21 protein-coding genes are annotated in these 25,986 nt (G+C 57.3%); 14 read left to right on the top strand and 7 right to left on the bottom strand.

Features of this window, described 5'->3' with window-relative positions; genetic code table 11:
• From LEP6406_RS0222950 to LEP6406_RS29400, 4 genes are all read left to right on the top strand, one after another.
• Window positions 1–2,405: transglutaminase family protein (locus tag LEP6406_RS0222950; RefSeq protein ID WP_263971215.1), on the top strand; the 2,405-nt coding region annotated here is incomplete at its 5' end.
• 129 nt (window positions 2,406–2,534) lie between these two features.
• Complete coding sequence (locus tag LEP6406_RS30650; protein WP_225886612.1) at window positions 2,535–3,686, top strand: SpoIID/LytB domain-containing protein; 1,152 nt, start codon at window positions 2,535–2,537, stop codon at window positions 3,684–3,686.
• A 142-nt stretch (window positions 3,687–3,828) separates the two neighbouring features.
• Window positions 3,829–4,968, top strand: coding sequence for a HetZ-related protein 2 (locus LEP6406_RS0222940; RefSeq protein ID WP_008308027.1), 1,140 nt, complete (start codon window positions 3,829–3,831; stop codon window positions 4,966–4,968).
• A gap of 358 nt (window positions 4,969–5,326) precedes the next feature.
• Window positions 5,327–6,598, top strand: a complete 1,272-nt coding sequence (locus LEP6406_RS29400) for an ATPase, T2SS/T4P/T4SS family (protein ID WP_008308026.1) — start codon at window positions 5,327–5,329, stop codon at window positions 6,596–6,598.
• A 59-nt stretch (window positions 6,599–6,657) separates the two neighbouring features.
• On the opposite strand, the gene LEP6406_RS0222930 is transcribed toward LEP6406_RS29400, so the two are convergent.
• Window positions 6,658–7,395 (bottom strand): succinate dehydrogenase cytochrome b subunit, encoded by a 738-nt coding sequence (locus tag LEP6406_RS0222930; protein WP_225886610.1) that lies wholly within the window; start codon window positions 7,393–7,395, stop codon window positions 6,658–6,660.
• Window positions 7,396–7,467: 72 nt separating this feature from the next.
• Here LEP6406_RS0222930 and LEP6406_RS0222925 point away from each other — a divergent pair, with 72 nt between their 5' ends.
• The gene (locus LEP6406_RS0222925) at window positions 7,468–8,244 is read left to right on the top strand and encodes a GntR family transcriptional regulator (RefSeq protein WP_008308021.1); all 777 of its coding nucleotides are present in this window, start codon (window positions 7,468–7,470) and stop codon (window positions 8,242–8,244) included.
• Window positions 8,245–8,315: 71 nt separating this feature from the next.
• Here LEP6406_RS0222925 and LEP6406_RS0222920 read toward each other — a convergent pair whose 3' ends face one another.
• On the bottom strand, window positions 8,316–8,666 hold the full coding sequence (locus tag LEP6406_RS0222920) for a rhodanese-like domain-containing protein (protein ID WP_027269372.1): 351 nt from the start codon (window positions 8,664–8,666) through the stop codon (window positions 8,316–8,318).
• Window positions 8,667–9,460: 794 nt separating this feature from the next.
• Here LEP6406_RS0222920 and LEP6406_RS0222915 point away from each other — a divergent pair.
• On the top strand, window positions 9,461–10,645 hold the full coding sequence (locus LEP6406_RS0222915; protein ID WP_008309223.1) for an MFS transporter: 1,185 nt from the start codon (window positions 9,461–9,463) through the stop codon (window positions 10,643–10,645).
• Between the two features lie 11 nt (window positions 10,646–10,656).
• Window positions 10,657–11,205: a hypothetical protein gene (locus LEP6406_RS29395; protein WP_008309225.1), complete on the top strand. Its 549-nt coding sequence runs from the start codon at window positions 10,657–10,659 to the stop codon at window positions 11,203–11,205.
• 45 nt (window positions 11,206–11,250) lie between these two features.
• Here LEP6406_RS29395 and LEP6406_RS0222905 read toward each other — a convergent pair whose 3' ends face one another.
• Together LEP6406_RS0222905 and LEP6406_RS0222895 are read right to left on the bottom strand one after the other, a co-directional pair.
• On the bottom strand, window positions 11,251–11,931 hold the full coding sequence (locus LEP6406_RS0222905; protein ID WP_008309227.1) for a Mo-dependent nitrogenase C-terminal domain-containing protein: 681 nt from the start codon (window positions 11,929–11,931) through the stop codon (window positions 11,251–11,253).
• 307 nt (window positions 11,932–12,238) lie between these two features.
• Complete coding sequence (locus tag LEP6406_RS0222895) at window positions 12,239–12,796, bottom strand: YdcF family protein (protein ID WP_008309229.1); 558 nt, start codon at window positions 12,794–12,796, stop codon at window positions 12,239–12,241.
• A 269-nt stretch (window positions 12,797–13,065) separates the two neighbouring features.
• On the opposite strand from LEP6406_RS0222895, the gene LEP6406_RS0222890 reads away from it, so the two are divergent.
• The 3 genes from LEP6406_RS0222890 to LEP6406_RS0222870 all read left to right on the top strand — a co-directional run bounded on the left by LEP6406_RS0222890 (window position 13,066) and on the right by LEP6406_RS0222870 (window position 16,289).
• Window positions 13,066–13,770: a hypothetical protein gene (locus LEP6406_RS0222890; RefSeq protein ID WP_008309231.1), complete on the top strand. Its 705-nt coding sequence runs from the start codon at window positions 13,066–13,068 to the stop codon at window positions 13,768–13,770.
• Between the two features lie 184 nt (window positions 13,771–13,954).
• Window positions 13,955–14,923, top strand: coding sequence for a protochlorophyllide reductase (locus LEP6406_RS0222885; protein WP_008309233.1), 969 nt, complete (start codon window positions 13,955–13,957; stop codon window positions 14,921–14,923).
• An 829-nt stretch (window positions 14,924–15,752) separates the two neighbouring features.
• On the top strand, window positions 15,753–16,289 hold the full coding sequence (locus LEP6406_RS0222870) for a GIY-YIG nuclease family protein (RefSeq protein ID WP_008309236.1): 537 nt from the start codon (window positions 15,753–15,755) through the stop codon (window positions 16,287–16,289).
• Here the strand turns inward: LEP6406_RS0222870 and LEP6406_RS0222865 are convergent.
• From LEP6406_RS0222865 to LEP6406_RS0222855, 3 genes are all read right to left on the bottom strand, one after another.
• On the bottom strand, window positions 16,286–17,920 hold the full coding sequence (locus tag LEP6406_RS0222865) for a CHAT domain-containing protein (RefSeq protein ID WP_008309238.1): 1,635 nt from the start codon (window positions 17,918–17,920) through the stop codon (window positions 16,286–16,288). The genes LEP6406_RS0222870 and LEP6406_RS0222865 overlap by 4 nt on opposite strands.
• Before the next feature lie 66 nt (window positions 17,921–17,986).
• Complete coding sequence (locus tag LEP6406_RS29390; protein WP_008309241.1) at window positions 17,987–20,332, bottom strand: PP2C family protein-serine/threonine phosphatase; 2,346 nt, start codon at window positions 20,330–20,332, stop codon at window positions 17,987–17,989.
• Window positions 20,333–20,519: 187 nt separating this feature from the next.
• Window positions 20,520–20,864, bottom strand: a complete 345-nt coding sequence (locus tag LEP6406_RS0222855; RefSeq protein WP_008309244.1) for an NAD(P)H-quinone oxidoreductase subunit M — start codon at window positions 20,862–20,864, stop codon at window positions 20,520–20,522.
• Between the two features lie 202 nt (window positions 20,865–21,066).
• Between LEP6406_RS0222855 and LEP6406_RS29385 the strand changes: the two genes are divergently transcribed.
• From LEP6406_RS29385 to LEP6406_RS0222835, 4 genes are all read left to right on the top strand, one after another.
• Window positions 21,067–21,825, top strand: a complete 759-nt coding sequence (locus LEP6406_RS29385; RefSeq protein ID WP_008309245.1) for a histidine phosphatase family protein — start codon at window positions 21,067–21,069, stop codon at window positions 21,823–21,825.
• A gap of 1,271 nt (window positions 21,826–23,096) precedes the next feature.
• Window positions 23,097–23,993, top strand: coding sequence for a hypothetical protein (locus LEP6406_RS0222845; RefSeq protein WP_036031485.1), 897 nt, complete (start codon window positions 23,097–23,099; stop codon window positions 23,991–23,993).
• Between the two features lie 373 nt (window positions 23,994–24,366).
• A complete protein-coding gene (locus LEP6406_RS0222840; RefSeq protein WP_027268693.1) occupies window positions 24,367–25,365 on the top strand; it encodes an IS110 family RNA-guided transposase in 999 nt (332 codons plus the stop codon).
• 57 nt (window positions 25,366–25,422) lie between these two features.
• Window positions 25,423–25,944: a hypothetical protein gene (locus tag LEP6406_RS0222835; RefSeq protein ID WP_008316787.1), complete on the top strand. Its 522-nt coding sequence runs from the start codon at window positions 25,423–25,425 to the stop codon at window positions 25,942–25,944.
• Window positions 25,945–25,986 lie beyond the last annotated feature (42 nt).

Below are 25,986 nucleotides of genomic sequence, written 5' to 3'. Positions count from 1 at the left end.
TTGCTTCGCGAATGCACCCTACGGGAAACTCAAAATTCAAAACTCAAAACTTTCTGTCACCTATCCCCCCTCACCCCCTCACCCCCTCACCCCCTGACACCATGAACCCCTATTCCCCCGAGCAATGGCAGGCCATCGATACCCTGGGGCACACAATTGATCGCGCCCTTCTGCAGGACAAGGTGGGCCTCACCATGGGGGGCGAGCCGACCTACGTATCAGCCACAGACCGGACCGATCTCCAGTGGCGCTATACCGCCATGGGAGAGGATAAGCGCTACCTAGCAGGGAAACTCCTGAATCGACTCCATAGTTTCCTCGCCCCCGCTGGCAGCCTGCGCCACTATGGCTTGGGCAAACTCTATCCCGGTGAGGCGGTTCCCCGGTGGGCTTTGGGATGCTTTTGGCGATTGGATGGGGAACCACTGTGGCGCAATCCAGCCTGGTTAGCTGTTGACCGTGACAGTATTGCTCTTGATAGTGAGGGGAATGGCAAGAACCCGGAGCAGACCGGACGGCAGGCCCAACGGTTCATGGCGGAACTGTTACCCTGTCTCGCCATTGCGCCAGATACCCTATTGAAGATCCTAGAACCAGAGGCCGATAGCCCCACAGGCTATATGCTGCCGCTGCTGACCGTGCAGGGGGAAGCTGGCCCCTACTGGGCCAGTTGCCACTGGGAGGGATTACCCCAGGCCGGAGAGATCACACTGTTACCGGGGCTGGGTGGGGCGGGAATGCGTCTGCCCCTAGGGGATTTGGCTGATGCGACAGACCTGCTGGCGGAGGCTGTGCCCAGTTTGGAGGATACGCCAATCCGTCCCCACCAGACCGCCCCCCTCGCACCACCCAACAGCATTCGGCTGGCCCTCTGTGTGGAGGTGCGGAGGGAAACGGTGCATGTGTTTTTGCCCCCCATTGCCTCGGCCCGCAGCTTTGTGGATATTTTGACGGCGATCGAGGCGACGGCGGAGTCCTTGGATCTGCCGGTCCTAATCGAGGGCTATCCGCCCCCCAGCAATCAAGGTATCCAGGGCTTTCAGATCACCCCAGATCCGGGAGTAATCGAGGTCAATATTCATCCAGCGGGGTCTTGGCAAGATCTGGTTCAGCTTCACCAAGGGCTAGATCAGGCCGCCGTTGCCTGTGGGCTCACCTGCGAAAAATTTGCGTTGGATGGGCGACCCCTAGGCACTGGGGGGGGATCTCACATCACCATTGGAGGGGAGATGCCGGAGGATAGTCCCCTCCTGCGGCGTCCCGACCTGTTACGGAGTCTGATTACCTATTGGCAACACCATCCCAGCCTGTCCTATCTGTTTGCGGGGGAATACATTGGCCCTACCAGTCAATCTCCCCGCGCCGATGAGGCCCGCCACGATAGTCTCTATGAGCTGGAGGTAGCCTTTCTCAGCCTTGCCCCCCGCAGCCCTTTGCCCCCGGAGATCCTAGACCGCCTACTGCGGCCTCTGCTGGTGGATGTGACGGGAAATGCCCACCGGGCTACCCTTTGCATTGACAAGCTGTTTCCAGTAGATAATCCTCGACTCCAGTTGGGATTGCTGGAGTTTAGGGGCTTTGAAATGCCCCCCTGCACGGAGCTGCGGTTGCTGCAAATGCTTCTGGTACGGGCTTTGGTGGCCTGGTTTTGGCAACAGCCCTACACCCAGCCCTTGCGGCGGTGGGGGGCGGATCTGGGGGATCGGATGATGTTGCCCTATTACTTGGAGCAGGATTTGCAAGCGGTGCTGACGGATTTAGCCGAGGCGGGCTATCCCTTTGAATGGGCCTGGTTCGCGCCTTTTGGAGAGCGACGTCTACCCCGTTATGGTCAGGTCTCTCTGGGGGAAAATCCGGTGCGCCAGTTTGAACTCCGTGCCGCCCTTGATCCTTGGCCTGTGCTGGGGGATGCGGCGGCAGGGGGCACTGCCCGCCCGGTGGATAACTCTCTGGAGCGAATTCAGGTGCGGCTGACGGGGATCCTGGGGGAGGGGCTACAGGAGCAGTCAGATCGCCCCATGGCTCGCTATCAGGTGTTATGCAATGGCTGCCCGGTGCCGATTCGGTCTACGGGTACCCTGGGGGAATCTGTGGGGGCAGTGCGGTTTCGGGCACGGGCGGCGGCCCCTGGCAATCATCCTGCGATCGCACCCCATGCCCCCCTCACCTTCAGTGTTATTGACACTTGGCACCAACGCTTTGTGGGCGGGGCTAGGTACCATGTCCAGGCTCCAGACGGCAGTCCCTACAGCGAAGTGCCGAGGACCGCTGAGGCTGCCCAAGCGCGCTTTCGGGAGCGCTTTGAACCCCTGACAGACGGTCCTGTGCCCCCTACCTTGCCCCCCTTAGCGGTACACCCGGACACCCCCCACACATTAGACCTGCGACTCTGGGCATTGCGATGAGAAGGGTTGGGGGACAGAACCTGGTGGCTGAACGTGAATTCTCAGGGGGCGATGACCTGCTGGAGCAATCTTGTCGCTAGACCGCTACAGTAGGTAGGGATAAGATCTGTAACTATTGCTGCGGCATTGTTGCCTGAATTGCTGTCTACCCCCGGCATTGGTCAGCCCACCATGACGTTTCAACAGGAACTTGATCGAATTCAGCGGCTGTGCTTTCGCCGTCACTTACAACTGCGATGGTCAGAGACCGGCCCCACGTGGCTATCGCGCCTTGTCTTAGCCAGTGGCGCAGTCCTCACAGGTATTTTGGCCCTGTGGCTGATCCCCTTGCCCGGTGTGCGGGGAGCCGTAGAACCCCTAGCCTTTGACGGCAAACTCAACCACGGATTCTTCCTCCTACGACAGTCCTTCATCGGCCTCTACACATTTCAAGAGCGTCAGGGATTACCCGTTGCCGCTGCCCCTGAGGATCAGCAGGATACTGCGTCTGCCCCCGCCCCCGAAGAAGCGAATGCCGCCGCCAGTGCGGCCCAATCCACACCCGAAGTAATGGTGATCGACGATGCCCTGGAAATGCGGGTTGCGATCGCGCGGCGGGCCAGCACCCTGAATGTGGGCACTAGCACCCAGGGCTGGCTAGTGGATACCGGGGGACAGCAACGCTGCGATATTTCCCCTGAAACCAGCTTGATTGCTCAACCCAGTGGATCGGGCCTTACCTTCAGCGGCTGTCAGTTACCAGGGGCTGTGTGGCTAGAAGCCATCCATGGCGGCTATGTGTTTGTAGAGGGGAGCTGGTACAAAGGCCGGGTGCTACTGCTCAACCAAGGGGGACAACTACTAGCCGTGAATTTTGTTTTCCTGCGGGACTACCTCTCCAGCGTCGTAGGCAGCGAAATGTATCCCCACTGGCCCCTAGAGGCCCTCAAAGCCCAGGCCGTCGCCGCCCGTTCCTATGCCTTGACCCACCATGTTCGCCCTGCCAGCGATCACTTTGACCTCGACAACACCCAGCGATACCAAGCCTATAAGGGCATTGCCGTGGAAACCAACACCACCCAAGCCGCCGTTGCCGCCACCGCTGGAGAATTTATCAGCTACCAAGGGGGCATTGTAGAATCCCTCTACGCAGCCTCGGACCAGATTGTACAGGAGGCCCACGGTGGCCAGGGCATGAGCCAATCAGGAGCCAGGGACCACGCCAATCAGGGCTATAGCTATAGCCAAATCCTCGGAACCTATTATCCCGGTACCAGCTTGTCGCGCCTTGTGGTCCAGTGACGGTCTCGACTGGGCCATTCCCGACTGGGCCCTTGCCGAGTGAGCAATTTTGTTGCCAGGAACACCCCAAAACTCCTGAGCGGTTTGCCAGGGCTGGTTTAATATACGGTCTATAGGTTTTCCTACAGGATTGAATAAAGCCATGACGGCGGCGGCAACCATCACGGAATCATGGCAGCAACGGCTGACTGCAGAACTCCCGAAGCAGAGTGATGAGGCCCGTCAAGCCATCTTGAAATGGCTCGTTGGGGAGAACCCCGATCGCTTTAATGAAGCCACGGCCAGTGATCTTAAAATTCTCACCCAAGCCTTGGAATATCGGTATCAAATTCTGCACCAGCGCTACTGGGGGGTGTCTCCCGAGGTCGCCTATCGGCGGTTGATCCAGCGGCTCAGCAGTTTATTCCTAGTTCGCAGTAAAGTGCGAACCTGGATTGCCCTGAGTCGCGATCGCCGTCGCACCGTCACCGATGTTCTACAAGAAGTGATCCAAGAAATGTTGCAGAGCGATCGCCACCTGCGGCAGCAGGTCACCTGGATCGGCACCTGTACCCGCAGCGATCGCATCCGCAACCTACTCATGCTAGCGACCCTAGAGGAATACTGTATGCGGCCTATCCGCAATCAGCCCCTTCTGGTCTATCGCTTTGTCAACTACCTACGCCGCTCCCAACGGGGGGGCATGACCCAGGTACCCTCCGGAGAACTGATTCGCCTCGTGTCTGAAGAGATCACCACTGGAGACCCAGACAACTCCCTAAGCCTCCTCGACATAGAGGCCGTTGCCCAATACGAAACCACTCAACAGGCGGAAGAGGAACACCTGTTGCGAGAACAGGTGAAACAACAGTTTCAGACCTACCTGAGAGACACCCTTGATGCCACCGCCGCCGAATGGCTAGAACTGCACCTGCAAGGCCATACCCAAGAAGCGATCGCCCTGAGCCTTAACCTTTCCATCAAGGAAGCCTACCGCCTGCGGGAAAAGATTCGCTACCACGCCATCCGCGTCTATACCCTGCGGGAAAATCCAGACCTCGTATTTAGCTGGCTCAAGACTTCCCTCAAGGATCACAATCTGGGGCTGTCCCCAGACCAGTGGGAACAGTTCTGCGCAGAACGCCCCCCCCTCCACCGAGAAATTTTAAGTCAAATGAAGGCCGGAGCAACCCTTGATGCGATCGCCCAAGCTTGTGACATGAAGCCCCGCCAAGTAGCGGGGGAATGGGCACAAATCTACCTAGATGCCCAAGCTCTTCGCAGCGATAGTATCAGCGCCTAGTCTTAGGTATAGGGGAAACAGTCCTGAGGCTCCCCCGACCACTGGCAATTTGTAACGACAGTCTCCCAGGGTCTGTCACCCTCTCACGGCACCTGTTATAACCGAGTAAGAGTGTTTCAGCCCCCTATCCGACTCCCTCATCCAGCGGTGAACCTACTAGGACAGTCTTCTTGTCCGGCCAGAGCATATACCTATTAGCTGGAAACTATTAGCTGGAAAGCTCTAACGCATCTTTTCAGATTATGGTTGGATCTTTATAGATAGTTGGTATGGATTGAGTCCCTACCTCGGCCCCGACCCTCGCCCCAGTCTCGGCGATGTCTGAACCTCCTGAAATGAAGTCTATGTACGCCCCGCCATGCCCCTTCCCGCTGATAATCGAGACCTGTTTAAGTCCCCAGGGAATCCGGGCGACGCGATTGGCGACCCTTCGGCGGCGGGGGCCGTTGATTTTGATCTAGCCCAAATTTATACCCTGATTGATAGCATCCTGCCCTTTGAAGCCTGTCTCTACTATCAGGTGCTACCCATCATGATGGAGGGGGATCGCCTCGTTATTGGCATGGTGGATCCGCGCGACTATGCGGCGGAATCCTATGTTAAACGTCAGTTAGCCTTCATCAATTACGCCATTACGACCCGTGCCATCGACTCAGAATGGCACCGAGACTTGCTGTCAAAATACCTTAGCCATACGGCTAAGACTCGGCAGGATGGTTCTTTAGGGGCGCAGAAAAAGGTTGCTCAGTCTTCTCCCTCCACTGCCTCGACTCCCTCTGCTGCAACCGCTGTCAAGGAAGATACGACCTTCCCCACCTTTGTTGTGGACCAGCCAGAGGAACTGGAGGAGCCGGATCCCGCGCCCCGTCATAGCTCGCCCGCGCCGTCATCCACCCCCCCAAAAAACCAGTCTCTCCGCAATCAAACCCCACCGCCGACAGCGCCGAAGGCCCAGTCTCTCAGCAGTCATGCGCCTCTGCACCTTTACATCGATGAGCAGTATCAGGGACTTGCGGAGGAAACCCTGGGCATACTCCAGCCCAAGGAATTGATGCAGGCTCTGTTGAGCAAGGTTCTCAAGGAGGGTATTGGTCGTCTGTATTTTGAGCGCCAAGCTCAGGCAGGGCGAATCCTCTGGAGCCGAGATGGGGTGCTGCAAGCGGTGTTAGCGGATGTCGAGCCCTTGATCTTTCAAGGCGTGATTAATGAACTGAAACTGCTTACCCACCTCTCTCTCATCTCGGTGCGCAAGTCACGCCAGGTCGAGATCGAGCGCCTGTATCAGGATGATCGTATTCTCCTGCGGTTTCGGGTAATGCCAGGGGATCATGGCGAAGAGGCTACCCTACAAGTGCTCCGGGGCACAGCTCTGCGGTTTTATCAACAACAACAGATCGATAAGTTAGGACGAGATGCCCTAGATGCGGCTCAGACCCTCCAACACCGTCTAAATGAAATTCGCGATCGCGCCCGCCAAAGCCTCAACTTCCTCCCTAATCGATCGGAGGCCCTGCCCACCATCATTCAGATGCTGAAGCAAATGGAAAGCCAGGTCCAGGAGATGATCACGGTCTACGAGGCCGAACTGGAGGCCCAGGAGAAGAAAAAGAACAAGGACAAGCCGCAGTAATTCATGCCCACATCATTCTGTCAGGACTGAAGACCCCGATGATCGAGCCCCTTGCGATTCTAACCAATGGCACCAAAATAGACGGCTAGGGGCAGGATGAAAAAGCCGATTGCAATCGCGATCGCAAAGATCAAACTCAACAGATAGACCACAGGCTTTAGATCCCGAGACAGGGCTCCCAGGGATTGCAGAGCACTCCAGAGACCATGACGCAAGTGGAATCCCAGCAGCACCACGACGGCGGTGTAGCCAAAGGTGTAGGTGGGTTTGTGAAAGGTTTCCACCACTAGACGGGCTAGGTCACGGACCTCTCGCCCCTCCACCTGGGTCAGGTAGTAGGGACCAAATTTAAAAGTCAGCAGGTGGGTAACGAGGAATACCGCCAGGATGCTCCCGGTCACAATCATGGTGCGAGAACTGAGGGATTGCAGGCTGGGCTCCCCCTTGGAGGCATATTGAGCGTAGGGAATGGGTCGCGATCGCAGTCGCCTCACAAATAGATGAATGCCGTAACCGCCATGGACCACAACAATGCCCAACAACCCCACCTCAATCAACCAAAGTAGTGGCCCTAATTGCTCTATGAATCGACCATAGCTGTTATAGAGATCTGATCCCCCAAACATCAGCAGATTTCCAACCATGTGCAGCAGCACAAAGAAGGTCAGTCCCAGACCGGTAATGCCCGTGATCAACTTTTTGCCGATGGGGGATCGGGCCAGAATCAGCAGTTTAGGGGGATCGGCGGTATTCTGCATGGGGAGAGGGGAACCAGCGGTAATTGTTTCTATATTCATCCATTCTGGACAAAGGCTACCCTATGGACAAAGGCTACAGTATGGATACGGGGTGCTGAACAGGGCGCTGGTATGGCTTTAAAAACAATTTTTGAGAAGGTTTCTGTGGCGTCTGTTCCTATCCAACGGCCCAAATCCCTCCACGAGCAGGTTTACCAAGTGGTTCGGGCCAGTATTTTGGCGGGGGAACTACGCCCCGGAGATCGCCTTGTGGAGACCCAACTGGCTCAGCGCCTAGAGGTAAGTCGCACTCCCCTCCGGGAAGCCCTGCGAAAACTCCAGCAGGAGGGCCTGCTGACGGCGGAAGGAGGCGGTGGGCTGCGGGTCGCCACCCTATCCACTGCCGATGCCATCGAACTCTACGACTGTCGTATTGCCCTAGAGGGATTTGCGATCGCGGCGGCTTGTGAGCGGGCCACGGTCACCCAACTAGCGGCGATGGAAACCTGGGTGATAGCAGCAGAGCAGGATAGGACGGGGGATCCCCTGAAGCTCTTGGACTTAGACTACCGCTTCCACCATGCCATTGCTGAAGGATCAGGGAATGGGCGGCTGGTGCTGCTCCTCGACCAGCTCTTTGACGCCATGGCTCTGCTACGGATGCAAACCTTGAAGCATAACCCCAAGGTGCTGGATATTCGTCTAGAGCACCGCACGATCTGGGAGGCCATCGCTCAGCGTGACGGCGCGATCGCAACTCAGGCGATCCAGGCCCATTTGATGGCTAGCAAGGTCCGGGTGGTCAAGGAGATTCAGAGCTTTCAGCACGAGGGTAACTTCCTGCCCGTCGCGCCAGAGTCAAAAATACAGGGAGTGACAGAGTATTCCACCCCTGAAAAGCCCGTTTGACCAATACAATACTCTCCTAGGGCGCGTGGAGAATTAACGGGGAAACCCTTGCGGGGCAGGCATGACCACACCTAATATCGAGGCACAGCGGGATCTACCCGAACTGAGTAGACATCAATGCCCCCAGTGACATTTTTCACGGCTGTGAATCCCTGACTCAGAAGCCACTGACACATCTGAGCCGAGCGCATTCCATGGTGACACAGCACAATCGTCTCCCGATCTGCCGCCAAGCGGCTGTGGATCGTGTCCCCCCATTCAGCAAATTGGCTCAGGGGCAAATTTTCAAACCCCGCGATCGCGGCCAGTTCTAGTTCCTGGGGCTCACGCACATCCACAAGCTGCACCTCAGGGTCGGCAGTGGCCAACACTTGAGCGAGGGTTTCTACGTCGATGTCTTGAAAGGCAGGTGATGAAGTCATGGAAGAAATTTTATCACTCCATTTCTCCATCGCTGATATCGCTGACGAAGACGCTCCGCATAGGCGAAGCCAGTCCTCATCCTGCACTGGGCGCGGAAACCGCGCCCCTACGGCGGCACCCCAATATCGTTCACCCGCGCACCAGACAACCACCCTACGGCTAAATCAGGGCAAGCCCTATGCCCTCCGGGCAGGCTCCGCCTTAGCGTTAGCCATGCCCGAAGGGCTATACGGCTTCGTTGCTCCTGCGGAGCCGCTACGCGAACAGGACAGGCAAGGGATTGCCCCTACGGAAAACAGGGGAGGCAGAGCCTCCGACGGAGGTACCCAGGCAGAGCCAGGGCACCAGAAAACACCCCATCACCCCACACCCACTTCTGGATTTCCCGACCAACACGAGCCAAACCCGCCCCTACGGCGACATCCTGCATTGGGCGCGGAAACCGCGCCCCTACCCCCACGCCCCCATATCGGTCACCCGGCAACAAGGGCAACCACACGGGATTGCCCCTACGGATCCAGATCAATATCGGTCACCCGGCACTGGGTAGGGCGGGTTTTGAGCCTCCCATTTGGGATTTCCCAGTAGACACGAGCTAAACCCGCCCCTACAGGATTGACCCCAACACCCCATCACCCCAACACCCCATCACTCCCCCACTCCCTATCACCCCACCCCCTACACTGACAAAGGACATTCAACCCCAAAGGGAGACTGATTAAGATTGCGTCAGAGAATTCAGAAGTGGCTACCGCAGCTAGACCATCGAGTATGGATTCTTGCGGGAGGGCGAATGCTGTCCCAGTTAGGCATTGGCTTTGTCCTGTTCTATGCCCCCATCTTCTTTGTGAGTCAGGTGGGGCTGTCGGCAACCCAGGTGGGGCTGGGCATTGGTAGCGAGGCGCTATCGGGATTAGTGGGGCGGTTTCTGGGGGGATCCATGGCCGACTCGCCCCGGTGGGGACGACGCAAGACCCTACTGATCTCGGCCCTGATCTCAGCCCTAGCAGATGGGGTACTGCTGCTGACCCACGATTTTCCCACCTTTGTTATGGGCAATTTGCTGATGGGGCTGGGGGTAGGGCTGTACTGGCCATCTACAGAAGCGGTGGTGGCAGATATCACTCCCAGTCAAAACCGCAACGAAGCCTTCGCCCTCGTTCGCACAGCGGATAACCTGGGCCTGGGGTCCGGGGTGGTACTGGGGGGCATTTTGATCTCCACCACCGCCTCCTACCGACTGCTATTTGCCATGGATGGGATTACGTTTCTGCTCTTTTTTGTGGTCATTTATGCCGCGATCGCAGAAACCCTGCCTCCCGACCGCCAACAGCGCTCTTTTCTGACCGGTTGGGGAACAGCCCTCCGCGATCGCAGCCTGCTGATCTACGCCGCCGTGAACATTGGGTTTACCAGCTACATTGCCCAGACTCAGAGCACCTTGCCCCTGTATCTGAACCGCTTTGTACCTGCGGGAGATTTTGGCATCGGGCTGCCGGAGGTGATCCTCAGTGGCCTATTTGCAGGCCATGTTGCCCTGACGGTAATTTGCCAATTGCCTATGGTGCACGCTCTGAAAGGGCTGAGTCAGCCGCGATCACTGATGCTCTCTGCGGTTCTCTGGGGTATCACCTTTACCCTAATCTGGGGGACGGGTAAAGGACTGATCCCAGCAATTTTAGGAGCAGCATTGGCCCTGACGACAGCATCCCTGGCCACCGCTGCCCATACTCCCGTGGCCTCCTCCCTAGTCGTGACCTTGGCCCCGGAAACCCTGCGGGGGGTCTATCTGTCGATCAATTCCATGTGCTGGGCCATGGGCTACTTTATCGGTCCCCCTCTGGGTGGTTGGGCTTTAGATCAGCCCCGCGCCATCGCCGATGGCTTTTGGCTGGTGGCGGCTCTGAGCATCTTTGTCGCCATTGCAGTACTGGTCTACCTGGAACGCTGTTTGCAAACCCGATCCGAGTCGCATTGAAATCTAATCCCATGGCTCACCCGCGACGATTTTGGCTCCGCCGTGCCCCCTGGCTCTTGGGGGGGCTGCTGCTGGCGGGAACTTTGGGGAGCTGTCAGGCGGAGGTGGTTGAAGACTACACCGTCACCGCCATCACCACCTATACCTGGGCCGCTGACTATCGGCCAGCGGGGGTCAGCCCCGATCGCCCCTCAGATACTCGACAGGAAACCTTTGCCACTAGTCAGTTGGTGATGGAAAATAACCAGCGCCCTGCCAATGCGGTGGGAGCCGCTGATGCCCAGGGACTCTGGTGGCCATCTCTACCACCCCAGCCTACGGTGGATGAGCTAGAGGCCCGCCAACGGGAGCGAGAGCGGGCATCAGCACCCCGAGTGATTCAATCGGTGGCATACCAACTCACCTTTGCCCTGGAAGGTGAGCAGAGGACGCTACCGATGCAGTATCCGGTGTATCGCAAGGCGCTTCAGGCTCAATCGCAAGGAAGTGCGATCGCGATTACCCTCGCGCCAGGTCAGGGCCTTGTTACCCAGGTCGAAGCAGTCAGCACTGCTCCCTAGAGTCGCTCACGCCACCGCCACGATGGTTTTTGAGAGGGAATACGCTTAAAGGTAAGGCGTGACATCTTCGCCGTAGTCATCGGCAAGGTAAGACAAGGCCCGGAACCGGAGTCCCACCAATTGCTCATAGAGGGGATTGAGTTTGCACATGGGGGGGATGTGGACGATCTTGCGACCAAACAAAGTCACATCGCGCTCAAAGGGGCATTGGGAGGGAATTAGCTTGCACATGAAACGGGCAAGACGAGGGTCGTGGACCTCCAATTGATCCAGCCACTCACGGACAGGCTTCAGGGGTTCCAGGCCATGGTCATCCTTGGGGCCAGGAAGATTGGGATCAGAGTCCGCCTTCAGGTTGTAGAGGGTGGAGCGCACCGACTCCAAAATGGTGGCATCTAGCTCCAGCACCGTACAAAAACTGTGGAGCTTTTCGTCCTCTTCCGTAGAGTAGACCCCATCCGCCAACGCCACCATCACCGCCATCCGCAAAAAGTTCTCAGCGGCAGCGCTGTTTGGGCCTAAGGTTGTCGCCAATTCCTCCGGCGTCACGGACTGGAGGGCATCAAAAAAATCAAGACTGGGGGCCAGCTCATCCTGGGTGATGGCAGTGATCAGGTTTTTTTCTTCCTCATCAAAATGACCATCAGCCCAGGCAATGGTGAGCAAACCCCGGAGCCATACCTTAATCTGTTCGGGGGTGTAGAGAGATTGAACGGCGGACGGCATGGAACTACCTAACGCGACGCTGCAACGGACCGAGGCCCAATGCGACTCAATTCTAGCCGTTTATGCTGAGAATACCCTGATTGTCAGGGTCTCTGCCAAAGCTCTTTCGCAGCCTCTGCCAAAGCTCTTTTTCCATGAAAACTCTCAATGGATGAGCCCAAAAAGGGGCATCAACGTAAGCCTAGACAATATGGGCTCAGAGGAATTCAGGAGTCAGGAGTCAGAATCCAGTACTCTCCTAGATTCTGGCTCCTAACTCCTAACTCCTCCCCACGAGATTTGTCCCGCTTTGAATGGAACACTAGGATTAGCTGACAGATTGCCGTAAGGAGGATCCAGTACGCCCCGTAAACACCCAGAAGAGAGCACGGGCTCCATCCCGCATTCCCCGTAGCAGCGGCTCGGGGTCTGGGTCGTTAGAGGGCACCACAACGGGCTTGAAGGCAATGTCGCGGCTACCCAACACGATCTGACCGATAATTACTGCCCGCCGCATGTGATAGTCAGAAGTGATGAGATAAACGCTGCGGATGCCAGCAGCTTCCAAGTCATCTACTAGGGTTGTAAAGTTGGTGACGGTATCGACGGCCTGATAGTCGAGCCGCAGGCGATCTCGACCGATGGCGGCCTCCTGAAACAGCCACTCGGCGTATTCGGGGTTGCTGCCCGAGGAGACCCAAATCTCCAAATCAGGATGCTCTTGGGCAAACTCTGCGGCGAAATGTTCCCGCGTTGTGGATCCCCCCAGCACGAGGATGGCCTCTGGTTCGCGCAGGTGGGCCTTGACTTGGCTTTGCCCTACCCAAAAGAGGGCTAACGCCAATATTAAGAGTGGCCAAACTCTAAAGGCGCGGCGCGATCGCATTCCCAAGATCCTGATTGAGTTCCAGCTCTTAAGGATAGCCCCTCAAACGGATAGTGGAGGGAATCCCTTGGCTTGTTTTCACCTTTGGGTCAGTAGGGAAGGTGCGGAGGTAGTGACTTCCAGCTCTTAAGGATAGCCCCTCAAACGGATGGCGGGGGGAATCCCTTGGCTTGTTTTCGCCTTTGGGTCAGTAGGGAAGGTGCGGAGGTAGTGACGCACTCCCCTCTTGTCCCCTTGAGATATCCCCATCCCTAAGAGCCAGGAGGCTTATGGTTACCCTCGATCACGATCTGCAAAACCTACGCAGCCACGTCCTCGACATCCTCAGCGCCTATGTGCAGGATCACGCCCCCACCTTGGCCCTAGATGCCCTGCGGCCCACTCTGCTGGCGATCATACCGATGGTGGCCGATGGCTCCCTGACGCGGGCTGAAACCGAAGCGATTATGGCCCATGTAGGGGAACGCTTTAACCTGCAAGCCATTTTGCAGCGCGGGGTTGCTCCGGCTTGGCGGGGCGTCGCGGCCCAAGTGGCCCGCTGTTTGCAACAAGGGGATTTGGAGGCAGCGCTTTGGGACACGATCCATGCCTACCTTCAAACCCACCAACTGCCTCTGGTGGAAATGGGGGAAACGCTGATTGAGCGCCTGATGGCCCTGGTGTTGCAGAAGTCGGGAAAGTTCAATATTGACGTGACGATTGATCCCGAAACCCAGCGGTGGCTGGTACGCCAGGTCAGCTTCAAGCTGCATTGGTTGGAAGCCTCTCCGCCGCCCTCTAAAACAGCCTTGGAGATTGCCCAGCAGATTCAAATCGAGGCGGCAGATTATCGCGATCGCACTAAGCCCCTCAACTATATGCCCGCGATCCATGGCTACGAGGGCAATGAAGTCAGTTCCACCCTGGGAGGGCCGTTGGAGATTGGCATCATCCTAGCCCCAGAGGCTGATGGTGAGCCTCCTGTTGCCCCGTGAGCAGCCTCTGATTCCCCGGCAATTCCCTGGATGATCCCTCAGCAATTCCCTGGAAACCCACCGCGAAGTAGCATTGTCGTTGAAAAACTTAACGCCCTAGACCCACTAAATCCCATTCGAGGGGCTCGTCCTTGTGAGATTCTGAACAAAATCAGTAGTTGTACTACAAACCCCCTTAATAACTATGGAACAGCAACAGACCCCCACCGCCATCATCACCGGAGCCTCATCTGGAGTGGGGCTATATGGTGCAAAAGCCCTAGCTAAAAAAGGCTGGCACGTCGTTATGGCCTGTCGCAATCTAGAGAAAGCAGAGCAGGCAGCCCAGTCCGTAGGCATAGCCCCCGGCAGTTACACCGTTTTGCCCCTAGACCTAGCCTCCTTGGCTAGCGTGCGCAAATTTGTCCAGACCTTCCGTGAAACGGGCAAGACCTTAGAAGCCCTGGTTTGTAATGCCGCCGTCTACCTACCCTTGTCGAAGGAGCCCCAGTACAGCCCCGACGGGTATGAACTCAGCGTTGCCACCAATCATCTGGGCCACTTTCTCCTCTGCAATCTGATGCTGGAGGATCTGAAGCATTCCCCCGCCCCAGAAAAGCGGCTGATCATCCTGGGTACCGTCACCGCCAACAAGGCAGAACTGGGGGGCAAGATTCCCATCCCCGCACCCCCGGATCTGGGTAACTTTGAGGGCTTTGAGCAGGGCTTCAAGGCTCCTATCACCATGATCAACGGCAAAGCGTTTAAGTCGGGCAAAGCCTACAAGGACAGTAAGCTCTGCAACATGCTCACCACCCGCGAGTTGCATCGCCGCTTCCATGAGAGCACGGGGATTGTGTTCAACTCCCTCTATCCGGGCTGCGTTGCGGATACCCCCCTCTTCCGCAACCACTACAGCCTATTCCGCACTATTTTTCCCTGGTTCCAAAAGAACATTACCGGGGGCTATGTCTCCCAGGAACTCTCTGGAGAGCGGGTAGCGATGGTGGTGGCCGATCCTGAGTTTCACCAGTCCGGTGTCCACTGGAGCTGGGGCAACCGTCAGAAAAAGGGACGCGAGGCTTTTGTGCAGAAGCTTTCAGCGGAGGGTAGCGACGATGCTAAGGCCCAGCGGATGTGGAGTCTGAGCGAAAAGCTAGTGGGATTAGCCTAGGGATAGGTGCTGCAATAAAATAACCTGGGTTCGGGATAAGGAAAGGAGGGGCTTTGTAAGCTGAAGGGTGAAAAACCAAGTATCAGCAGGCCCCCCTATTATCGATGACTTCTGCCAGCAATTTGAGCCCCGCTGGCAACGATCTCGGCATCGCAGCCCTACCAATTTCATGGTCAATGTCATCTTTGGCTTAATTGCTTACTGTCATCAGCCCAAGAAGCCATCGCTCAATCTTAACTTTGCTCTCCCTCAATCCGCTTAACCCGAACTCAGGTTAGTGTACTAGGCGCTGTGGAACATCAAAGCCAGATTCCTGGTTATGGGGCAGTTAAAGCCCCTCGCTTGATTTAGTAGAGCGGGCGTGGTCATGCCTGCCCGGTAAGGGTTTCGCCGTTGATTGTCCCCGCGCCCTAGATCAACTGCTGGCTGGATAGAAAAAGGACGGTTAGACGAAACAGATTGAGCCCAATAAAGCCCAAGAGCACAATGGCAATGATGACGTTAATAACGTTGCGGACAGACTGCATAATTTCTAGGGGCGATGCTTAGGCGTAGAGATCAAATAACGTGGGATAGCCGGGACGGCTGTCCACGGTCAGGCATCTTGCCTGACCCACAAGAATTGCACATTATTAAGGATTCGGGTTCCTTAGAAATGGCTCCAGCAGAGCGATGGTTAGAGACCGACCCAAAGGGGCTATCGCGTTCCCTTCACCTTGAAACACCGGGTTAGGGCGCGGCAAAAACGGCAACGATTCTTAACGGGACTATCCCCCCTCCTAGGGGCTTCGCTATAGCCTGGAAAGACTGCCTGTTGCGAGCCCTGCCCATGACCTCCCAAGCCCCTGCCTCGACCCTAGCGACCCTAGACCTCCTACCCTATCTAGACGCCGCCGGAGAAATTCCCACCACCCATCAGGGTCGGGTCGGTATTTACGCCATTTTTGACCAAGCCCAAGTGTTGCAATATGTGGGCTATTCCCGCGATGTTTACCAGAGTCTCAAACAGCACCTGGTGCGCCAGCCCCACGCCTGCCACTGGTACAAGGTGCAGACCATCGACCGTCCCAGTCGCACCCTACTAGAGGGGATTCGTAGTGCTTGGATTACGGAGAACGGTACGCCCCCCGGCAACCAGGATGAGGCAGCTTGGACCGCCGCCATCGATGCCGCCGCCACCATGACCCCGGAGGAAAAGGCCCACTATGCCACCCTCGACGAACTCGGGCAAATCAAGTTTTTGAAAAATATGGCTCGCCGTTTGGAAGGCGATATTTTCGCAGCCCTGGAAGCGCGGGGGGTCACCATGGCCCTACGCTTTAATCCCAAGCTCAAGGAATCAGGGCTTCTGGACCTGAAATCCTAACTAGGCACCTCTAGGACGAACTCCATCAGACGCCCTTGGGGACTGCCAAAGCGTAGCTGGGTGCCAGTGGTCAGAGCCACTTCCTGGCGATGGACTTGGGACCAGCGCCCATTGGTTTGGTAAAGGGTGCCATAGCGGGAATAGTCCCTCAGGTAGTAGGTCAGGGTGGGACCAGACTCCGGGGTCCCACTGGAGGTTTGACGACAAAAAATTTCAGCGTGTTTGCTGGATACCCAGGGTTCGGGAATAACCAAGTCATTGTCGGGCAGACGGCCCACCCGCATCATGCCCCCGTAGATGGGCCATATCAAGGTGGGATTATCGACGGAGCGGATGGCGGCAATTTGCTGGGGGCCACTGCCGCCCCCCGGCAGGCGGGTAATTTCAGTATCGGGGATAGCCAGAACCTGACCATCAAAATCGGGGTGCATATACAGCACGGGCAGGGTCCAGGCAGGCTGGTTGAACTTGTAGAGGGTGAGGAGTTGTTGCCGTGCGATCGCAACCGCCCGGTCTACGGAATGCTGCTGAGCTAGGGCCTGGGTAAAGGCTTGGATAAAACTCAAGGCTTCCTCATCGGCGATAGAGTCCCGCATGGCGAGCACAGCAGGAACGCCATGGTGCAGTAACACCTCCGCTAGGCTACTGCGGGCAATGGCCTGTTGGCGCTGCTGATCGGGCTGAGCCCCCCAGCATGTGTTGAACACCGCTACCTTAACCCGACAACGGGTTAGCACTTGGGCTAGTTCGGTGCCATTGAGAGGAGCCTGGGGCTGAAGGAAGAGGAACCCGCCATCGGGGGCGGGCACGCCATGGCCGGCATAGAAGAAAACATTGTATTGTCCCCGTTCCAGAGCCTTAGTTAGGGCAGCAGGGGAGGGCTGGAGTAGCACATCTACTTGGCAGTCCGCCATCAGGCCCCGCCGTATGGCCGAGGTCATGTCCCCCTGGAGCAAGCGCTTGAGGGTATCAGCCTCTGCCTGAAGTTGGAGGGTTGCGATGCTCGCAGAAGGAGAACTGGTGCTCCCAGGTAGGTCATCTTGGCCCAGCACCAGCAAAATCTTGAGACTGCGATCCAGGTGCAGCTCCGGTAGGGGATCCACATCACTGGTGGTACGGCTAAAGCGCACACTTTCGGCGAGGGAAAAGGCTTGCCGTCCTGGCTGGGACTGCATAATTTCCCAGGGTAGGGAGATCAGATCGGGATCGCGGATATCCAGCCCTAGGCGTAGGGGCTTGTCCTGTCCCATGGCAATGCCCAAACTTTGATCCAGACTGCTCTGGATTGGCCCGTCAAACAGCCATTCCCAGAGCTGGAGACCCAGGGTCTGCATGAGACGGCTGGTGTAGCCCTTAGGACTCGTTTGGCCTCCCGAATCCGTCAGACCATCCGCAACAAACTGGGGCACATAGGCCGAGGGGACATGGGGAACCTGGGGCAGCCCCCGGAGAGAAAAATACTCTAGCCACGTTTGCCACAGACTTTGCTGATCCGCAGACCAAACCTGATCGTGGTGAACATAACCACCGGGATAGGGCGACTCTACGACCCAGATAGCATAGTGATTGCCGCTGGCGCTAGAGAGCCGCTCGATAGCAATTCGCAGAGAAACGGGATCAGCAGATGTCATTACAGGGAGGCATCAAGGCGGCACGGGGACGGGGACTGACAGCGGGGAGCATTGGTCCAGGGGAGCCTAGGAGCAGGCATTGGGGGTGCCGTCCTGGGGGGTGAGGCGCTGTACCGTTGGCTGAACGGTAGTTTCTAGAATCCAGCCCTCATCTCCGGGCTGGGCAAACCGAAGGGCGTTATCTCCCTGGGAAATCGGCCCTTGACCACCGCCACTGGGCAGGTTACTCCCTGGTTGATTGGTAACCCCAATACTTGAGGGTTCCCCGAAAGAGGCCCCTGATGAAGATTCCCCGGACGGAATAGAACAGACTTTTAACCGCATCCAAAGCTGATTGTCTGGTTCTTTTTGGCGGGTGACAATCTGTATTGTGCTCCCCACAGGCAGAACCAAGGCAGGCTGCGTGAGGGCATCGGGTGGGGGAGAGGCAGGAATTTCGGGAACCAAGGTCAGCCTACCAGACTGTGACGGGGGAACTGGGGATCGCACCTGAAGCACCTCCCCCACGGCAAGATCAGTCACCCCCGCTGGCGTCCCAGGGGGAGCGGCGGCAGGGGACAGGGGTTGGCCCGCTCCGGTCGGGGTAGATGCGGACTGTCGCAGGCGGGGTTGGCCCCAATTCCACCAGGCCAATGCGGCTCCAGCCCCGAGGGCCGTAACCACAATCCCGCTCAGCAGCAGGGGCAGGAGCCGCAGGTGGCGCTTCGTGCGGGACGCGGACGGGGAAGGAGCAGCCATCCGACTGGACTTTGAAGGGGTGGTTTCCACCTTGGGAATGGCCAGGGTGGCTTCTAGGGTGGGTAGGGTTTCTGCCGAGGGCACCGTCATGCGGAGCAGCCCCAAGGTGACGTTGTCGTGGCCGTTGTGGGTATTGGCAAGCTGAATCAAGCGTTGACCGGCGATCTCTACGGAAGGGCTTCCCTGAAGCACCGGCAGGAGTTCCTGGGACCACAGCCGCTCCACGAGATCGTTGTCACTGAGGCCATCGGAACAGATCAGCACCAAGCTATCCTCTGCCAATACCTGCATCTGGACGGTGGGATGGAGGTACTGGGAATCTGCCATGCCGATGGCCTGCACCAGGGAGCCGGAACCCGGATTTCGCAGGGCCTCATGGTAGAGGCTATGGCCTAGGCGCATTTCTCGACTGGCCACATCGTCATCAAGGGTGATCTGGCGACAGCCTCCGGGGCGAATCTGGTAGGCTCGACTGTCTCCGAGGTGGGCTAGGTAAAAACGGGCTCCGTAGACAACGGCAATGACGAGGGTGGTGCCCATGCGATCTCGGGCTTGGCGCTGGGCTTGATCATTTTGTTCTGATAGGGTTTGGTTGGCTTGGAGAACCGCTTGCTCTAGGGCCGTTGCTAGAGTGGCATGGGATAGATTGGGCGTAGCCAAAAGGTGCTGGAGGTGCTGGGTTACAGTTTCAATAGCCACACGCGAGGCTACGTCGCCCCCCTGGTGCCCGCCGATGCCGTCACAGACCAGTAGTAATGGTGCCGGATTACGGCCATTCACCTGGGCGGCGACCACTGGGCTTGCACCGACGGTACCCGAGGGAGGATAGCAGGCATCTTCGTTGCGCTGACGGGTAGGCCCCTTATCGGTGTAGGTGACAAACTGGACGAGGCGTTGGGCCGGAACGGTGAGTTGCTCTAGGGCTTGGAGCAGAGATTGTTGGAGGGAGTATGGGGTAAAGGCCCCTTGCCGGAGTCCTTGGATCAGGGCTTCTAGGTAGGGACGCAATGGGGGCTGGGCCTCACTGATTAGCTCCTGCCACTGCTGCCCCAAGGCCACCAGATCCACCGAGGTCTCTGCCAAATCCACCTCCAGAGCTAGGAGGCGTAGATCCGCACCATCTACCCGCACCAGATCCTGCTGGAAAAGGGAGGCGATCGCCTTTTGACCCTGGAGGGGTTCCCAGAGCTGGGCCACCTGCCACAGCCAGGAGATTTGGTGGATAGCACTGGCAGAGGGCCAAGCCTCGATCAAGCTAGGCAGGATTAGGGGAGGCTGGGCTGGATCCGGTGCTGTTTGTACCGGCACCTCTTCCAGTAGCAGCAGCGAGCCGGAACCCGTGGGGGACTCGACTAAGGCGAAGGGTCGGGGAATGGTCCGGAGATGGGGAGACAGGTAGAGGTAGGGTAGGGCCTCGGCGGGCACATCCTCTAGCGAAATGGGGGGTCGCGAAGGGTGAATATCTAGGAGAATCTGAGACTGTACAACCCGATAGCGTCCTGCCAACAGCGTGCCTGGGGGAAGCTGATCGGCTCCCACCCCCACAGCCCAGAGAAACCTTCGAACTAGGGGCCAATGACACTTTTGGCAGACGGTGTGGGAGTCGCCATTAGCAGCCTGACAGTTGGGGTTAAAGCAATGAATCACGGGCTTTTGCAGAGGGGACAAGGGCATGTGGAGGGGACGGTGCGCTCCGCCCTAGGGCGTGTGGGCAATTAACGAGGAAACCCTTGCGGGGTAGGCATGACCACGCCCGCCCTACTGAATCAAGCTAGGGGCTGTAACCGCCCTATAACCAGGAACCTGGCTTTGATTGTCCACAGCCCCTAGTAAACCTGGAGAGTGTTTCTGCCACTGGATTCTAGGCGTCGGGTTTGGCAACGACCTGGGGTAGCCCCATGCTGTAGTTGATGGCGCGACTGCGAATGTTGTAGCTGATTTCGCCCTGTTGCAATAGGGTCCGAATGAAATGTTCGAGATCCGACCCGATGCGGCGCAGGTTGTAGTCGGTTAGGTCTGCGCCGCTGGATGCCTCCACCAGCCGTTCAAATTCCTGATAGACCTGCTTGAGGCTGTCCTCAGACCAGTTGAATTCATTGTCGGGATCAACATCCAGGGTGAGGACGGACTCGCTGGGGACGAAGTCGTCGTTCTGCAATTCAGCCGTGTAGATTTGGACGTGGCGGGTGGTGGATTTCAGCATCATGGCACTGAGGCGCGGGGCTAAAGGTTAAGGTCTGATAGCCATTGTAAGAGGATGGTTGAAAAGTTCTAGGGCGTGTGGACAATTAAGGAGGAAACCCTTGTGGGGTAGGCATGACCACGCCCGTCCTACTGAATCAAGCTAGGGGCTGTAACTGCCCCATAACCAGGAATCTGGCTTTGATTATCCACAGCCCTTAGCACCAATGAAAGTTCTGCTGATTCGCCATGGGGAATCGACGGGGAACCAAGAGGGACGGATGATGGGCCATGGGGTGGATGGCCTCACGGCCCGAGGCCGGACCCAGGTGGGGCAGCTAGCCTGCTGGCTTCGGAATCAGGGGTCGCCCACTCACATCTATACCAGCCCTCTGCAACGGGCAGTGGAGACGCTGGATATTGTGTTAAGGGTGGGGGTGGGCTCGGCGGGGCTACCCCAGGACTGGGGCGCAGCGGAAGCGTCCCCGCATCTGGTAGAGAATGGGGGACAGGCCATCGTGGTAACGGCTACGGCGGCGATCGCGGAATTTCAGGCGGGCATTTTTACTGGGCTAACTTGGTCTCAGGCTCAAGCCCAGTATCCTGACCTCTGCGCGGCGTTGGAAACTAATCGGGATTGGATTCCTATCCCCGAGGCGGAAACGCCTCAAGCAGGCCGAGATCGCGCCCAAGCTTTCCTCCAGAATTTGCTGACTCAGCATCAGGATCAGGATTGTCTTTGGGTGATCAGCCACCAGTGGATTTTGGAGCATCTGGTGGCGCAGGTCATGGGGTGCGATCGCACCTGGCAAATCCCTATGGCCAATACGGCCCTGTTTGAATTCGAGCTAGACTTGGGCCGCTGGTCCCAGACCGATATGGCTCGCCATACCAGTAATCTTTGGCAGATTCGCCACTTTGGCACCTGTCCCCATTTGGATGCGGGAGCGGGGAGGGTGACAGGTGACAGGAGTTTTGAGTTTTGAATTACCCGTAGGGGCGCGGTTTCCGCGCCCAAGGCAGGATGTCGCCCTAGGGGCGGGTTTGGCTCGTGTTGGTCGGGAAATCCAGAATGGGAGGCTCAAAACCCGCCCTACCTTGTGTACGCCCAGCATGGGCGTGAACTAATGGGGTGAAAGTCCCCTGTGGGAGAACCAGCCATCCAAATGCTCGCAAGTCATAGGAGCCGAGAGATGGACAACCACTAGCTTAAGGCAAGGGTGTTTCCGCGAGGAAGGGTCTGAAGGAAGCCAGCGGCAAAAGTGCGAGCCGACGAACAGAAACGTCATAGAAGGCCGAGTCCCTAGGGCGAGTTGGCACAACACAACAAAGCCTTTTGGTTCAGGGGATACGGTAAATGACGCGGCGGTGCACCGACAGTTCACGTTCTTATCTGGGGAGGTCTGCCTTCAAGGCAGCTTTGGAGGCTAAGGGAGCCTGATTGAGGTCTGGCCGGAAACGGCCAGGTAGCCACAGAACCCTACGGTCATCAAGGCGGCCCGACGGTTGGCAACAACCGCCGCCGGAGGCAGAAGTCAGCCGAGGCCATAGTAGTCAAATGCTGGTCTGTAATGGACCAGACAGGGCGAAGGGCCGAACCATGGAAAGCAGAGAGGAGCCACCGGGGCTCGTTCTGAGCGTTGAACCCGTTCGGGGGAGCTATAGGAACGGCGCTTAATGGTGTAGCCAGCTTTGGGAGTCAGAGTCGAAAGAATCTTGACTTCTAAACCTTTCTGAGGAACCGCCCGGTGCGGACCCGCACGCCGGGTGGTGTGGGAGGGGGAGATCGTGAGGTTTTCCCCTATCCCGATTGGTCGGGAAATCCAGGATGGGAGGTTCAAAACCCGCCCTACCCAGTGCCGGGAAATCCAAGATTGAGGTTAATTCCGTAGGAGCAATCCCTTGCCTGTCCTATGCCCAGTGAGCGAGTGGTCAATATTGGGCTGGAACACTCTAACCTGACATAGGATGTGAAGTTGCGATGTAACCGTTCACATCGCCCCCTACCTTCGAACGAGGAATCAAGGGTGATAGCGGTTTAGCCGGGGGGGAGTGAATCATTACGTTGCGATTGTAAAGTTCTCGATCAATTGTCCGTAACTGGTCTAATATCAGCTTCGACCGAGGTGCTTTTCAGGGAAAAGGAGACCCATCCCAACATCAATATTCGGTGTAGGGTTCTGTTTCTAGGGGAATCCCGTGGGGACATGTTGTGCTGGAAACCATCTGACCTCTTGGGGCCACAATGCTACTCACCATGAGCCAATCTACTCCCGTCAACGATATTAGAGGCCAAGCCCGCCAGGGAAGTGTGGCGGCTATCATTCAGGTGCTCAACGACACCCTGGTGGAGGAGGGTATCCGCACACGGGCGGTAATTGCCAACGGCATGCTGCAATTGCTCTGTGAGGCTCCGACGGTGGATCAACTACCCCAAACGGAGGTGGTGGAGCGGGTCCGCACCATTTTGGAGGATCTGTCTCCCCGCAAGATCCGTCGGGTCCATCTCTACAGCCGCATTGTGCGAGAACAGCAACTCCTCTGGCTGGAGGAGATCACCCGTAATGTGGATGACCAACTGTTGTGGTCAGAGGTGATCAGTCTTAAGCAGCCCAACCCCTTCACCCGCTTTTGGCAGGATCTTCGGGAACCGAAGTCTCACTACCCCATCCCCAAGGGGGAACGGATTCAGCGCATCAATTTCCAACGGCAGCATTTCTGGCGGGGACTGTTAGGGGGAGCCAGTCTATGTCTCTTTCTACTCTTGGTGGGATGGGCGGTGAAAAACCGTCTGGGTATTACCTTGTCCCTAGGCCAAGCCTCAACGGAAGCGGAGGTGACACCGGAGCCAGTGGACATTCCCCCTGCTGTACCGCCTCAGCAGGATCCTTTTGTCCAGGCGGTGCGGCTAGCGGAGTTGGCGGTGAACGATGGTCAGAATGCGACGACGGCGGCAGCTTGGCTGGACTTGGCCGCCCGTTGGCAGCGGGCCTCGGACCTGATGGCGGAGGTGGAGACGGAAGATGCCCGTTACCGCACGGCCCAGGACCGGGTGGTTGCCTATCGTCAAAATAGTGAGCAGGCGCTGTTGCGATCTCAGCAAATTCGAGAAGCGGAGCAGGCTGACGCGGCGGCGGAAGAGACGCCGGAATAGAACCCAGTGCATCCCCGCACGCCACTAGTGGTCTGTCAACTTTACCTTTGTGAGTCTGCGTAGGTTGGGTGAAACGAAGTGGAACCCAACAGCGGTAGGCCATGTTGGGTTCCGCTAGCGCTGCACCCAACCTTGTATGTAAGCGGCCTGCCATCGAGAGTTATTTTGGAAGCAGACCGTCAGGGGAGAACTCCGAACCCAACCCCAAGCCTTCAAGCTTGTTTCGTAGATTCATTGAGCCTCCCCCCTCCCCCAAGGGCATCGCCAATCAGCCTGGACAGTATCATGAGCGGCCCGACTGGGCACCTCGAATTTAGCAAGGATAGTGCGATTGTTGAGCCCCTGCCAACCTCTATTCTCTGGAGCCAGTCCAATGAGTACAGCCCCCATCATCTTCCTCGGTATTGATATCAGCAAAGCCACCTTTGACGTAGCTTTACTGAGTGGTGGTAAGCGTAATGGCAAATCCTCTAAACACGCCAAGTTTGACAACACCCCCAGCGGCTTTGAGCAGTTGAGCCATTGGCTCCAAGGGAATGCTCTCGGGGCAATTCATGCCTGTCTGGAGGCGACCAACATCTATGGCCATGACTTAGCTACCTATCTCCATGAGCAGGGCCACCAGGTCAGTATCGTCAACCCAGCCCGCATCAAGGGGTATGCCAAAAGTCAACTCAGCCGCACCAAGAACGATGCCGCTGATGCCGCCCTGATTGCCCGCTTTTGTCGAGATATCCAGCCCAGTCTGTGGCATCCCACGCCAGCGGCGATCGCCCAGCTCCAGAGCCTCACCCGCCGTCTGAAGGCGCTGGAGCAGATGCTCACCCAAGAGAAAAATCGCCTTGAGCTCTGTCGTGACTCGGAACTGAGAACGGATATTGAGGCCCATATCGAGTTTCTCGAAAAACAGGCTAAGGCTCTCAAGGAGCGCTGCCAGCAGCATATTCAAGGGGAGGAATCGTTGGCGGAGCCCTGCCGCTTGTTGACCTCCATTACTGGCATTGCTGAACATAGCGCTAGCATTATCCTGGCGGAAATTGGCTCGATTAAGGTCTTTGGCTCTGCCGCTCAACTGGCGGCTTTTGCTGGGTTGACTCCCCAGGAGCATCAGTCTGGCTCTTCTATCAATGGCAAGGCGCGGTTGTGCAAAATTGGCAATGCCCATCTGCGCGAAGCTCTTTTTTTCCCAGCGCTGAGTCTGATGCGTCATTGCCCTGAGGTCAGAGCTTTTCGCCAACGGCTCTTGGACAATGGCAAGCACAAGATGGCGGTGGTGGGGGCGGTGATGCACAAGCTCATTCGTGTGATCTATGCGGTCTTGTCCTCTGGACAGGAATTTGACCCCAAAAAGCTAGCGCCTCAGCAGTCTTGACCCTAAGGCGCTAACACAGTATCTACAAATTTAGACTTGACAGAGCACTAGTACGCCATGGGAGACTCTCCAGACCCGACCAATACAAACGCTGCCAATCCAGATTTGACGGCGGACCAAGCTCTCACCCAGGAGATTCTGGCGGGGCGCACTTTTTCCCTAGCGGATGCCATCGGACGGGCGGGCAGTGGCTTCCTCAAGGGAGAATCCACCCTGCCGCGTTTAGTCAGGGCACAACTGGAAATAAACGGCTTTATCAATCAGCATCTAATCGATGTCCCCGGAGCCCTCCAGGCCACCCTGCACCAGTGGGTTCAGGCCGATGCCGCTGGTATTAGCCAGCATTTGGAGTTTCCCCTAGGAGCTTTGGTGAACCTGCTCAGCCATATTTTGGCGGAACCTCCGGTGCTCTATGAACTGGTGTGGCAAGTGGATATGAAATGGGGCCAACTCTCGGGGGAGCGCCCCCATTTTCAGAAGCCCGGACAGTCTCCCCATCCCGATGATGAGTACACCCACGAGTCCGTCCGCCAGAGTTTGACTCAGTTGCTGGAGATCGCTCAATCTGCCGAAACCTGAGGAGATTCCCGGTGCAGCCCACAGCGGATTTTGCGAAGTCAT

Origin of the sequence: Leptolyngbya sp. PCC 6406 (assembly GCF_000332095.2) — a bacterium.
GTDB lineage: Bacteria > Cyanobacteriota > Cyanobacteriia > Phormidesmidales > Phormidesmidaceae > PCC-6406.
Note: the sequence above shows the minus strand (reverse complement) of the source record. Positions and strands in the feature narration are given on the sequence as shown.

Bases quoted from the DNA above. Each gene is read 5' to 3' on its own strand.
- LEP6406_RS0222835 (WP_008316787.1), top strand. From the start codon at position 25,423: ATGGGAGACTCTCCAGACCCGACCAATACAAACGCTGCCAATCCAGAT.
- LEP6406_RS0222870 (WP_008309236.1), top strand. From the start codon at position 15,753: ATGACCTCCCAAGCCCCTGCCTCGACCCTAGCGACCCTAGACCTCCTA.
- LEP6406_RS0222930 (WP_225886610.1), bottom strand. From the start codon at position 7,395: ATGAATATAGAAACAATTACCGCTGGTTCCCCTCTCCCCATGCAGAAT.
- LEP6406_RS29400 (WP_008308026.1), top strand. From the start codon at position 5,327: ATGCCCCTTCCCGCTGATAATCGAGACCTGTTTAAGTCCCCAGGGAAT.
- LEP6406_RS0222840 (WP_027268693.1), top strand. From the start codon at position 24,367: ATGAGTACAGCCCCCATCATCTTCCTCGGTATTGATATCAGCAAAGCC.
- LEP6406_RS0222905 (WP_008309227.1), bottom strand. From the start codon at position 11,931: ATGCCGTCCGCCGTTCAATCTCTCTACACCCCCGAACAGATTAAGGTA.
- LEP6406_RS0222920 (WP_027269372.1), bottom strand. From the start codon at position 8,666: ATGACTTCATCACCTGCCTTTCAAGACATCGACGTAGAAACCCTCGCT.
- LEP6406_RS0222940 (WP_008308027.1), top strand. From the start codon at position 3,829: ATGACGGCGGCGGCAACCATCACGGAATCATGGCAGCAACGGCTGACT.
- LEP6406_RS0222885 (WP_008309233.1), top strand. From the start codon at position 13,955: ATGGAACAGCAACAGACCCCCACCGCCATCATCACCGGAGCCTCATCT.
- LEP6406_RS0222890 (WP_008309231.1), top strand. From the start codon at position 13,066: ATGGTTACCCTCGATCACGATCTGCAAAACCTACGCAGCCACGTCCTC.
- LEP6406_RS0222855 (WP_008309244.1), bottom strand. From the start codon at position 20,864: ATGATGCTGAAATCCACCACCCGCCACGTCCAAATCTACACGGCTGAA.
- LEP6406_RS0222845 (WP_036031485.1), top strand. From the start codon at position 23,097: ATGAGCCAATCTACTCCCGTCAACGATATTAGAGGCCAAGCCCGCCAG.
- LEP6406_RS29385 (WP_008309245.1), top strand. From the start codon at position 21,067: ATGAAAGTTCTGCTGATTCGCCATGGGGAATCGACGGGGAACCAAGAG.
- LEP6406_RS0222925 (WP_008308021.1), top strand. From the start codon at position 7,468: ATGGCTTTAAAAACAATTTTTGAGAAGGTTTCTGTGGCGTCTGTTCCT.
- LEP6406_RS0222865 (WP_008309238.1), bottom strand. From the start codon at position 17,920: ATGACATCTGCTGATCCCGTTTCTCTGCGAATTGCTATCGAGCGGCTC.
- LEP6406_RS0222895 (WP_008309229.1), bottom strand. From the start codon at position 12,796: ATGCGATCGCGCCGCGCCTTTAGAGTTTGGCCACTCTTAATATTGGCG.
- LEP6406_RS29395 (WP_008309225.1), top strand. From the start codon at position 10,657: ATGGCTCACCCGCGACGATTTTGGCTCCGCCGTGCCCCCTGGCTCTTG.
- LEP6406_RS0222915 (WP_008309223.1), top strand. From the start codon at position 9,461: ATGCTGTCCCAGTTAGGCATTGGCTTTGTCCTGTTCTATGCCCCCATC.
- LEP6406_RS29390 (WP_008309241.1), bottom strand. From the start codon at position 20,332: ATGCCCTTGTCCCCTCTGCAAAAGCCCGTGATTCATTGCTTTAACCCC.